The sequence below is a fragment of the Nostoc sp. genome (assembly GCF_036917195.1).
Classification (GTDB): Bacteria; Cyanobacteriota; Cyanobacteriia; order Cyanobacteriales; family Nostocaceae; genus Nostoc.
On record NZ_JBALDG010000018.1, the window covers coordinates 60,088 to 72,132 of the forward strand.

The 12,045-nt window shown below is 42.2% G+C and carries 6 protein-coding genes; 3 read left to right on the plus strand and 3 right to left on the minus strand.

Annotation, left to right across the window (positions count from 1 at the left end; translation table 11 throughout):
- Positions 1–128 precede the first annotated feature (128 nt).
- The 3 genes from V7K40_RS05755 to V7K40_RS05765 form a co-directional block, all read right to left on the minus strand.
- Positions 129–3,104, minus strand: coding sequence for a molecular chaperone (locus V7K40_RS05755; protein WP_334957543.1), 2,976 nt, complete (start codon positions 3,102–3,104; stop codon positions 129–131).
- Between the two features lie 338 nt (positions 3,105–3,442).
- Positions 3,443–3,661, minus strand: coding sequence for an aspartate aminotransferase (locus tag V7K40_RS05760; RefSeq protein WP_334957545.1), 219 nt, complete (start codon positions 3,659–3,661; stop codon positions 3,443–3,445).
- Between the two features lie 53 nt (positions 3,662–3,714).
- On the minus strand, positions 3,715–6,267 hold the full coding sequence (locus tag V7K40_RS05765; protein WP_334957547.1) for a proteasome protein: 2,553 nt from the start codon (positions 6,265–6,267) through the stop codon (positions 3,715–3,717).
- Between the two features lie 845 nt (positions 6,268–7,112).
- Here V7K40_RS05765 and V7K40_RS05770 point away from each other — a divergent pair.
- The 3 genes from V7K40_RS05770 (at position 7,113) to V7K40_RS05780 (ending at position 11,965) form a co-directional block, all read left to right on the plus strand.
- Positions 7,113–7,463: a VCBS repeat-containing protein gene (locus V7K40_RS05770; protein ID WP_334957549.1), complete on the plus strand. Its 351-nt coding sequence runs from the start codon at positions 7,113–7,115 to the stop codon at positions 7,461–7,463.
- A 704-nt stretch (positions 7,464–8,167) separates the two neighbouring features.
- Positions 8,168–11,575, plus strand: coding sequence for a PAS domain S-box protein (locus V7K40_RS05775; RefSeq protein ID WP_334957551.1), 3,408 nt, complete (start codon positions 8,168–8,170; stop codon positions 11,573–11,575).
- 177 nt (positions 11,576–11,752) lie between these two features.
- A complete protein-coding gene (locus V7K40_RS05780; protein ID WP_334957553.1) occupies positions 11,753–11,965 on the plus strand; it encodes a hypothetical protein in 213 nt (70 codons plus the stop codon).
- The last annotated feature ends 80 nt before the right edge of the window (positions 11,966–12,045 follow it).

A 12,045-nucleotide genomic window follows, 5' to 3' on the forward strand; every position in this document is an offset into this window, starting at 1 on the left:
CCGCCCACGCAACTGCCCTCCTCTGTGCCTCTGTGGTTAAAAAGTAATTTATTTAACCACAGAGTTCACAGAGAACACAGAGAGGATTTTTGTCCCAGTTTTGGGATATTTGTATTATTTTGAAGTCCCTAATGTATACCGCAAAATGGATCGCGTTCTTTATCAACTTCATTGGGCTGCAATTCTAATTCAGCAAGATAAACACATCCTTCTTCCTTTAGACATTCCTGACTTTTTGATGTCCAGTAAGGCACTTCACCGGCGTGCATCCGCAGAATGCCTTGCTCATCGAGAGTTACACGATATTGGCAAGGATAATCTGTTGTCACATCTGGTTTGCTGAGTGCGCCAATTCGGATCCATTTTTTGCTGTTGGTTTGGGCGTCTGTTTGATAAACATAGAAAGTGTGCTGGCCAGTTTGTGGGAAGGGAGGTAAGGGATTACTAATTAACCCAATTCCTGGTTGCGTCACACCATCGCGCAGATAGTGGAATTTTTGGAACAATTTACTACCATCATTTCCTACTTCAAATACAAGATGATAGGCATCTGGTTGATCAACAGTTGCTGACTCAATAACATTGACGGCAATATCACCATCATTTAAATCTTTATTGAAGCGTTGTACAGCAATATTCCAGTTCAATTTTCCATCAGCAAATAGCGGCGAAGTTTCTGAAACTACCGATTCCAAATTAATGCCAGGAATATCAATTAAATAATGGGGATTTCCCTGACAAAGCAATACTCTAAATTCAAGGGTTTGGTCAATTTCAAACTGGATTTTAATTTTTTTCAGAAACTCTGCTTCTTGTATTCCCAGCTTATTCATAAGGTTTTTGCCGTCGAAGCTACCCCATAGTCGTAAATCTCCATCCTCATAGTCTTGACGGTAGATGATGTTAGTTAATTGGATTCCTTGCCATGCAGTACGAACCTTGGCGACAGTTTCCCAAGGTGCAAGTTGATAGAGTTCTTGTCCAGCCTTGAATATGGTGAGCAAATCGTTACTTTGGGTTTTGCGTTTGAAGTTGCAGGGCAAATAATAAAACAGGTTTTTGACATCGATTTCTAGTTGGTTGGCTCCCTTACATAGCAAGCTTTTAGACTCTTCTGGATCGAACCTTAATCTTCGCAGTTTCTCAGCATAGCAAGCACCAGCGGAGGTGGCTAATTTGGTAAATTCCAGCACAAAGGTAATTCGCTCTGGATTCCACACAAAATATGGAGACTTACTAAATTCTTGGTAGATTTGGCGCTGCACTATGTCTAAATTACAAGTTTTTCCAGACAGAATTAACCAATCAACTTTTTGGGAATTCCAAGAATCTTTGGTGATATCATCGGGACGCAAACGACTTTCCATTAATCCTTTGGCAATACCGATCGCTTCTTTAATTCCGGAAGTGGCGGCTCGTTCAAATTGTTGGTTATCTAAAGTGACGCAGATATTATTTGGATCATTGACTTGCAATTTAACGGCGCTTTGGGTAAGCAGTTCAGAAATTTGCTGCTCAGAAAGCGTGAAGGTTAATAGAGAATTATCTGTTAGTGGTTTTTGCCCAAGTTTAAGTTTAGCTGCTTCTGCATGATCCCAGAGAATATAAAAGGATTGTAGACGTTGGGGTGCTTGTTGCCAACGGGTGGGTAATACTTTCTCGGCAGTATCTAGGGCATCTTTGTAAGCAAGATCACCTTCTGGATTCTCTTTATCTAGACATTTTAAAATACTGCCAGTTTTAAATTTGCCTTGTTCTAAGAAGCGCTCGTTTAACTCAGAGTTAATTAAATCTTCTAGCTTTTCGCTTTCAATATCACCTGTTGTTACAGCTGTCAATAAAAAGTCTGCGATCGCAACTTTTAATAATCTAAAAATTCGCAGTGTAATTAATTCACCACCTAACTGTAAATGACCGGATGAACCTAATAGTTTGGGGGTGAGTTTATAGTAACGTCCTCCTAAACCTCGGTCTTCATAATTGGCAAAAGTAGGAGTTTTATCTTCTAAAGTCAGTTCAATTAAAGCTAAGTCTGTGGTTCCTCCGCCGATATCCAAGACGAGAACATTTTGTGACCATTTGTTTCCTACTTGATGACAACGAGTTTTAAATGATTCAATCCCAATGTTGAGATTACCGCCAAATTCTCGCCACAAAAAGAATATTGCCACAGAAACAGCTTCATCATAAGCAGTTTGGACATCATCGATCCCCAATTGCTCAACTAATTCCTTAACTTCCTTGCGAACAACTGGTGGGGCGACAGTGGGGTAAGTGACAACTGCTGTCAAAAAAGTCCCTTCTGAAAATCTGCGTTGTGTGCGTTGGCGGTAATCTTCAGTTAACTCGATTAAATGCGCCCAAGCGGATTGGATCAGTTGGTTAGCGGTAATTATTTCTTCTTCTCCATCCAAAATAACTGAAAACGATCGCTCCTGACCAAAATAGCGTTTGGGTGAATGGTGAAACCTGCTAATAATTTCCTTTAAAGAACTGCTTGTACCTTGGGCGATCGCTTTTTTGCGGTTATCTCTAGCTTCCCTACCCATCTGTAATTTTAAGTCCATTAACTGCGAAATTTCCAACTCACTGGGAATTTCCGTGTCGCGGCGATCAATATCCAGCACAACTGGGATCAGATTTTGCGACTCTAGGGTAGGAACGCGGAACACCTCATGATAGATTTGGTAAAGTTTTTTGCTGACAGCCCGACGGAATCTCTCGCTGTTTCCTAAAGAAAGTTCAATTTGGCGAATTGCTTCCAAAAATCGCTCTTTATTATCAGTTTCAAATACCTCACTCAACTTTCTTGGATCTATCTCCAGATTTTTGCTAATTTCTGTGATAAACTTTGCCCAATCATCATCGCTGACATCTGGTAAAGCTACTGAGGCGGGAGAACTCAGCCATTGTGATAAGTGATCGCGCAACCGCACTTCTTGTTCTTTTGGTAGAATTTCTGCGATCGGCACTTCAATTGGATCGAAAAGTGTGACTGTAGAGTTCGACGTGCCAAAATCTAAGGCAAACCATCCTGGAAATCTTTTTTGTTGTTTCTCGCTTGGTTGTTGATCAGTATAGTTGTTCAATTGGAAGGGGTTCATTATAGTATAACTTTCTGTTGTTTGTTTTATAGCTGGCTAAAAACGGTGGGGTTGGATCATCAAATAGCAAATTCAGAGAATCTTTGTCGTAAAGACTTTTAATCGTTGGTCTTGTACCACTGATTCTCTTTAACACTGGCTTTTTTATTTAGCGCGATGCCTACGCTTTTATATAAAAGGGCGTAGCCCAATCTAAGCATTGCTATGAAAATTGCGGCAGTTACTAAGTTGATTAGGACTTACGCAAAAAACCTCTCAAACTCTCCTCCGTGTACTCTGTGTCTCTGTGGTTCGTTCTTCCATGACCCGTGCGTAAGTCCTGTTAATGTTGAAGATTTTTAACCGCTTGCAAGTCTTACTTGTTCGATGGTTAAATCAAGTAACTGAGCAACCTCTTCTATCGAAATACCATAAGCTAAGAATCCATTTATTATCTCCTTCTTCGCTAAGACAGTTATCTGTTGTTGCACCCGCTCAATTAAATGTTTCGCTTCTTGCACCATTTGACTTTCTGAGGCAATAGTCAGCTGGATCAAACTGATAGCATCATGTCTCACAAATACATCCTCAGATCCGTATGCGATCGCAATCAGTCATTTTCTGAGTTAACTCATTTCAAATCATCTAAGTGAGAAACAGCAGCAAGTTCTGAAATAATCTCCAACCAAGTAGGAATTTTTATCTCAGATGGCAATTCCCCGGCTGCGAAATATCTCAGCAAAGTTTCTTTTTTTGACAGGTTTTGCAGACTAGGAATAATTTGATCCAAAATGCCTTCTAGTTCGGAATTAATTTGCTGATTAACTTCGCTAACATACTGCACAAGATGAAGGCTAGCGCTAGCAGTGATTTCATCTCGCAGTCGCAGTACTAAAAGTTGGTGATTGCTCGATCTGGGTAAACCTTGGCTTTTCTCTGGTGCCCAGTCAAAGATTTGACCAACGTTATGTTTGTCATCTTGACGCGCTAGAGGAAAAATGATTTCGGGTGCAACGGTTTTGTCTTTGCTACTGATTTCAGAGATGATTGCTTCTTTCCATTCGTTAGGATCGCATCCTAGTAATAATTTATAAAAGAGATCAGCATCTTCAAAACCAAATTGTTCTTCGATTTCTTGCTCCATTTTTGGATGGAAAATTGCCTGCAATTGTTCGCGTTCTGGGGCTACATAATTTGACAATTGGTTCAACAAATCTACCACTGCTTGATGAATGCGATCGCGGGCAAAATCTTCTACTTCCTTAACGGTTTTTTCAAATACTGGATAAAAATCATCGCTCTTGGTTGGAAGGGAACTATTTACGCGGTTTCCTCTGTCAAATAATTTCCCGGCTGCACCTTTAGATTCTGCCAGAGCGATCACTCCATTGTTGGCTTTGTTGAAGAGTAAAGTCCACTGGTTCCAATTGAGGATTCTAAAGGTGAGTTCGTCTTTCACTACATCGCTGACGACAACACCACGTCGGTCTTTGAGTGGTTCTTTCCCTAAATCTTTTTGAAAATTCCTGTAGATTTTATCCAAGCTTTCGACCACAAAGCGCAACTCGATAAATGCGGGATTGTCTCCTGTAGGAATACCTTGCTCGTGAATTTCATCTATGATGTCCTTCAAGTGATCTTGTTGCTGACTCACCACATCAGCAGCTCTTTGACTATCTTCATACAGTTGCTTCAGACCATGAGTTGCTACGTGGGTTTGAATCAATTCCCGCAGCTTACCAAGTCCTCCATCTTGACTAAAGTAACCTAGCTGTTTGCCTAAATAACTGCGGGGATCAGAGTCTAACAGTCGTTCACTTAAGTGCTGCCATTTGTCTTGTAGCCGTTTAGACCTATCTAAGTAATCAGGATAGTCCAAGTTAGCTAAAAAGTCTGTTGAGCCTGCTTTGACTGTACTAGAACGTTTTGCTAATTCAGCTAGTCCCAACAGTGGCGATAGTAAAACGATCCGGTCTTTTTGGGTAGTAAACGCTTCTGCACCGTCAATGGTAGTTTGCAGAACTTTGAGTTTTTGGAAAACGGTTTCTTCTTGTAAATGGCTATTGGCTGGGCTATCTTCAATCAGTTGGTCAAGTTCTCTTTCGCCACCCTCACTGTCTAAAGGCAGTTGATCGAACCGACCCACACCTACGAGAATTAAATCTTTCAGGTCTTGTCCCGGTCGCTGCTGCTGCATCATGGTAAAGATTTTATTGGCGCGATCGCTACCGGGAGATTTACCATTTAGCAATACCAAAATTGTTTGTACTTCTGCCAATTCCCGCAGTGACAAAAAGGTATCCCTAGCCCCCGAATTAGCAGCCCCCAATCCCGGAAAGTCGATGAGAATAAATTTGGCTGCGTCTGCAAAATCCCAAATTTCCCGTGAGATTTTTACATCGATATTTACGCGGCGGATCAGTGGGAAACTGTTTTGCAATAACTTTGTTGGTAGTCTTTGAGGTGGACTCGGTAATCGGATATGCGCTGGAGGTAGATCCTCAAAGTTCAGAGTTTGGATTGCCATTGGCTGTTCGACCAGCTGTAGCCCCTCACGGGCGGTGATAGCATCAATCTGGTAGCGGCTACCACACATAACTTCCCCATAGGCTTGATAAGCCCGCAGGAATAACACCAACTCCCGGAGTAAATAACGTAGCTCTAAATTGTTACTACTATTCCATCCTTCTTCACACCAGCTAATAATATCTTTGCCAGAATTGAGTTTCGATACTGGTATAGGAGGAAGCCCTGCTGCTGTTGTCCGTTTATTGGCTTCCCCTAGCATGAAGCGTAGACACTCATGTACTCCTTCATGAGAAAGATACTCTACAGTAAAATTACTTACTTGAGTCGTCGCAAACTCCTCTTGCGGAATAATATGTATGGCAGTAACATTACCTGTAGTGGGGTTTTCACTGACTGGCAAAGCATCTGCATATCCAATCAGACTGCCTAAAAGTAAGGTTTTCCCACTACTGAATTCCCCCATCACCCCAATTTTGACAGGTGAAGTTGCAAGGTCTACAGTTTTCTGGGCAGCGGACCGCAGACGCAGGAGACAGTCATCAAGACTAGCTGGAACCCAATCTTCTTGTTTTGAAGGGTGTTGGGGCACAGAATCTATCTTTCGGACGATGAATTCGCCGTACTCCTTAAAACGGCCCAGTTTGTCTGGTTCCATAAAGTAGTTTCCGCCTAACATGAATTTCTGTGAGCTTTATAACATATAAAACGCGATCGCCAGCGATTCGCGTAACGTAAAGGGACTGGGCACTTGTACTGAGCGGCGTCGAAGTATTCGGCATTAGTCCTTGCGTCTTCTTAATATCCCCAGTCCCCTTTAACCCACCAAGACAATTTTGAAAAATCTGGCTTTGCTAGAAAAAATAAAAAATAAATAGGACTCAGGCATTCTACAAATTAATCATGGTATAGATTTACCAAAATAGCTCGTTTCAGGCTTTTATTAATTATTGATCGTAAATAGACCCGCACCTTACGGGCACAGCATTGCTTGTGTTCCTATGACAGATATGGTTTTCAAATGAATCATATTTAGTCTTTCCTGTCAATGCGGAAGTCCTAATAATTATTAATTTGTGATGAAAATCTTTAAGGTTGTGAATTTTCTATGAAGACATCACTGCCATGCTCTTTTATTAGAAGTAGCTGTAATCTTCTGTAAGAATAAGCAATAAAAAGAAGCGGTAAATTCTCGGAGTTTTCCTATAAGCTGAAATTATGCCCTTAGAGGGATGATTTATATTTATTCGTTAAAATTTTGATAAAGTTATCTTAAACACCAAAGATTTAGCCGTAAGATTACCATCATTCTCATAAATAAAAACTAGAAATTAGTTGAGTGCTCCCTCCATATACTTCAATTCAGGGGTCATGGAGGGTATTTTGTTTGCTCAAAAATTACTGATAAATTTAAAACTTTTGTTGTATGGAAAGTTTTCTGCCCCGCAGTAACCCCATCTCTTTTTCCAGTGCGCCCAAACAAAAATCACTTGCTCACGGGGAATGTCGCCCAGTGCGGAAGCCGATATTGATGGTGATGGCGACCTCGATGCCGTTGTTGGAGAAGATTATGGCACGCTCAGGTACTACAAAAATACGGGCAGTGCCACCAACCCCCAATACACTCAGCAAACCAGCAGCAACCCCTTCAATGGCATTGATGTGGGGTCTTTCAGCGCACCCACCTTTGCCGATATCGATGGTGATGGCGACCTCGATGCCGTTATTGGAGCAAGCGACGGTACGCTTTTATACTATAAAAATACGGACACCACCAACCCCCAATACACTCAGCAAACGGACAGCAGCAACCCCTTCAATGGCATTGATGTGGGGTCTTTCAGCAAATTTTGAGGGAAATTTACTGTCTAGTTAGGAATGCCACTCATATCAGCTAGGCTATATCTACCCCTGCTAGTGGAATACCCTGATTAAGTTCGGTACTGAAACTCTAGCATCCTTGACGGCTGCCAATTCAAGTTTGATTACTGCAATGGATTTCATTACCATTTAAGTTATACTTGTAGCGATTTTTATTTGAGTAAGATACACAGGTAGGGTAGCTGTGCTAACACTACTGTGTTCATCTGTGGTTAATTATTTCTCTCTGTACGCTTACCTATGCGGGAACCGTTATATAGCAGTCGTAAATCATTCGTGAAAAGTTAGATCCGCGACTTCTTAAAGAAGTCGCGGATCTAGACACTTCAAATCTTCACAAATTAAGTAGTTTCCCTAAAGCTAAATTAGGTTCTTGAGCAATGCAATCACATAGTTAAGATGAATTTATAGGTAATTTTAAGAAGAAGCAAAGTTAAACAACTTCCCTGACACTTGGATGGTTTAATTTTCACTAAAAATGCTGAAGTTAATCTTAATGATAACTTCAGCATTTTTTCAATTTATTTACAATAAAAGAGTAATTTTTGCAGATATAAAAATAAATAAAGTATTAAGATAAATAGCAGGTTGGCATAAAGAAGATTAGATACATTTATATAACAAATTCTATTTTCAGACCATTACCTTAATAATTTAGGCAGAGCAGGCAGGCAAAAGTGTTTTCTAAAAAGGTGCAAAGCTACATTAACCAAATCATGGTCGCCCCATCAGAAATACAACAAGATGAAAAAGTATTTTACCAGCAGGCGCATACTGCTCCTTTGATGATTTGGATGGCTGGATGCAATGCACTTTACTGTTATTTCAATTCAAATTGGCTGGAATTTACTGGAACATATTTAACAACAAGCGCGTCTGCATCGGCGCGAGAAGATGAGATAGACAATATCTGGGCTTGTAGCGTTCATCCAGAAGATAGTCAGCAATGTAAAAATATATACTTAACAGCATTTACAACGCATGATTCCTTCCAGAGGCAATATCGTCTGCGTCGGGCTGATGGCGAATATCGCTGGATTTTAGATACAGCCGCGCCACGATTCGCAGCAGATGGTAGCTTTGTCGGTTACATCGGTTATTGTGTGGATATAACAGAAGTGCGATCTACCATGAGAGAAAGCTGCTCGACATCTACAAATTCCTCTTATTGTCTGCATAAAATTACAGAACAAAAACAGGCGGCAGAATTAACAAAAGCACTAGAGCAACTACAAGCCGAAACTGCAAAACGCCAAGCAGCTGAAGCACAGTTACGCCAAAAAACATCAGAATTTACAGCGATTTTGCAAGTGCTTCCTGATTTGTACTTTCGTCTTGATGCTGATGGAAGTATTCTGGATTATAAGCAAGGATTGATAGATAATCTGTATATTCCAACAGGAGATTGTCAGGGCAAGAGTTTGCGAGAATATCTACCGACTGCTGTAGGTGATCGCTTCCAGCAAGCAATAACTCAAGTACTTGAAACTCAATCTTCAGTCAGTTTTGAATCTACCTTATTTCTACCAAAAGATAATAAGAATTTTGAAGCTAGGTTATTACCATTACCAGACCAGCAAATCATAGTTCTTGTCCGCGACACCAGTGACAACATCCAAGCAGCATTAATAGAAAGCGATGCTAAGTTTCGCAGCATTGTTGAAAACGCCCATGACATTATTTTTGCACTGACTCTTGAAGGGGTGTTGTCCTACGTTTCTCCTAATTTGATCGATATTTTAGGGTATGAGCTTGCAGAGGTTGAAGGTAAATCCTTAATTTCTTTCATACATCCTGACGATGTGCTTATTTGTGAAGATTATTTCCAAAGAATTTTGACAACAGGCGAAAAACAAGACGCAATTGAATATCGAGTAAAACATAAAAATGGCAGTTGGCCATGGCATACAAGCAACTCATCTGCTATTAGAGATGCCAATGGTAATGTTTTAAACTTTGTTGGTATTTGCTATGACACCACTGAGCGCAAACAAGCAGAGGAAGCTCTAGCAGAGCGAGCGCGTTTAGCAAATTTTCGTGCCGATGTAGACGCGGCCCTTACCCAGAGTGACAGCTTACAAAACATGATGCGCCGCTGCACTGAGGCTTTAGTTGAACATCTTGATGCAGCCTTTGCTCGCATCTGGACGCTGAACAAAAAAGACAACGTATTGGAGTTGCAAGTCAGTTCTGGGATGTATACCCACATTAATGGGCCTCATAAATGTGTGCCAGTCGGTCAATTCAAAATTGGTTTGATTGCCGAAGAGGGCAAACCCCACCTCACTAACTCTGTGCAGACAGATCCCCGCGTGGGTAACAAAGAGTGGGCACAGCGAGAGGGGATGGTTGCCTTCGCTGGCTATCCCCTGATTGTTGAAGATGAAACTGTAGGGGTGATCGCCATGTTTGCCCGCCAAACAGTGACAGAATCAACTTTTAAAGCACTAGAATTTGCTGCTCAGGAAATTGCCATTGGCATCAAGCGCAAACAAGCAGAAGTTGCACTTAGAGAAAGCGCCCAACGGGAAGCCCTACTCAATCGTCTTTCTAACCAGATTCGAGCTTCTCTGGATCTCAATTACATTGTGGAAACCGCAGTGCAGGAGATTCGCAACTTATTCCAGATTGATCGCTGCGCCTTCTTTTGGTATCGGCAAGACGCTGATGTTCCCTACTGGGAGAGTGTATATGAGGCGAAAAGTTCCTCTTTACCCTGTTTGATTGACGACCAAGCAACTAATGCAGAAATCGAACTAATCGCAGCTAAAACCTTGAATAGAGAAATCATTCGCATTGATGATGTTAAAACTGTGGGCGATTCCATAGCACAGCTGTTTTTTCAGGATTTCGGTTTCACTGCCTTTATGTCGCTACCTGTACAAACCCAATCTGGCGAAATAGGTGCATTTAGCTGTGGTTCTTGTAGTGGCTTTCGACCTTGGCTGGACAATGAAGTAGAATTACTACAAGCAGTTACAGTTCAACTGGCGATCGCCATTGACCAAGCCAAACTTTACACCCAAAGCCGCATCGCTGCCCAAACTGCCCAAGACAAAGCCCAGCAACTAGAAGCGGCGCTGCTAGAACTTCAACAAACCCAAGCGCAACTGATTCAAACTGAAAAAATGTCCAGTTTAGGACAGTTGGTTGCAGGTATTGCCCATGAAATCAATAATCCCGTCAATTTTATTTACGGCAATATTAGCCACGCCCGTGAATATACGAAGGAATTGTTGCACTTGGTAGACCTTTATCAACAGAACGACTGCCCACCAACACCAGAGATTAAACAGAAAATCTACGCCATTGATTTAGACTTTCTCAAGCAAGATTTGCCCAAAATCCTGGATTCTATGAACATGGGAGCCGAACGCATTCGGCAGATTGTCCTATCTTTACGCAATTTCTCTCGCCTTGATGAAGACGGCACGAAACCAGTGGATATTCATGAAGGTATTGATAGCACGTTGCTGCTGTTGCAAAATCGCCTGAAGCCCAAACCAGGACATTCCGAAATCCAAGTAATCCGAGACTACGGCAACCTACCACCGATAGTGTGTCACGCTGGACAGATGAATCAGGTGTTTATGAATCTGTTGACAAATGCGATCGATGCTTTAGAAGAGGGAGTGGGGAGTGGGGAGTGGAGACTAGGGGCACAAGGGAGACAGGGGGAAAATGCCCAATACAACTCTTCGAGAGGCTGCGCTAACGACATCGGCTCCATCGAGCGACTTGTGTTGAGCGCAGTCGTTGGCCCAGCCTCTCGAAGAGAAGCAAGCCGAGATGCTCAGTACAAGTGCCCAATGCCCACAATTCGCATTCACACCCTCATCCAAGAAGACCGTGTAATCATTAGCATTGCTGATAATGGACCAGGCATGACTGAGGAAGTACGCAAACGCCTATTTGACCCGTTCTTCACTACGAAACCCGTCGGTAAAGGTACGGGTATGGGGTTATCAATTGGCTACCAGATTATTGTTAAAAAACACGGCGGGCAAATCCAGTGTATTTCAGCACCAGGAGAAGGTGCCGAGTTTGTCATTGCAATTCCACTACAGGAGCAACCCTCAACGTAGATATTACGCAAGCTTAACCTAAGCTTAATCAGAAATTAACCTAGTGGTTGTTAACTAAGATTAATTCACTTTTTGCTGCAACATTTGAATCCCCCCCAATAACCTAAAATTTACAGGAATTGGGGGGATTATTTATCCTAGTATAGGGAATCTAAGAGTAGAAATATTGCAGTTCAATTGATTCAAAAACGTTGTAATGGTAGTGGTATCTTTGCGACGCCGAATAGCCCAACCCAGGCGATGTCTAAGATGGGCTGTGACGCTCGTTCCGACGCTCGTTCCGACGCTCGTTCCGACGCTCGTTCCGACGCTCGTTCCGACGCTCGTTCCGACGCTCGTTCCGACGCTCGTTCCGACGCTCGTTCCTCGCTAACGCTGCGCTATCGCTAACGCTGCGCTATCGCTAACGCTGCGCTATCGCTAACCCTGCGCTATCGCTAACGCTGCGCTATCGCTAACCCTGCGCTATC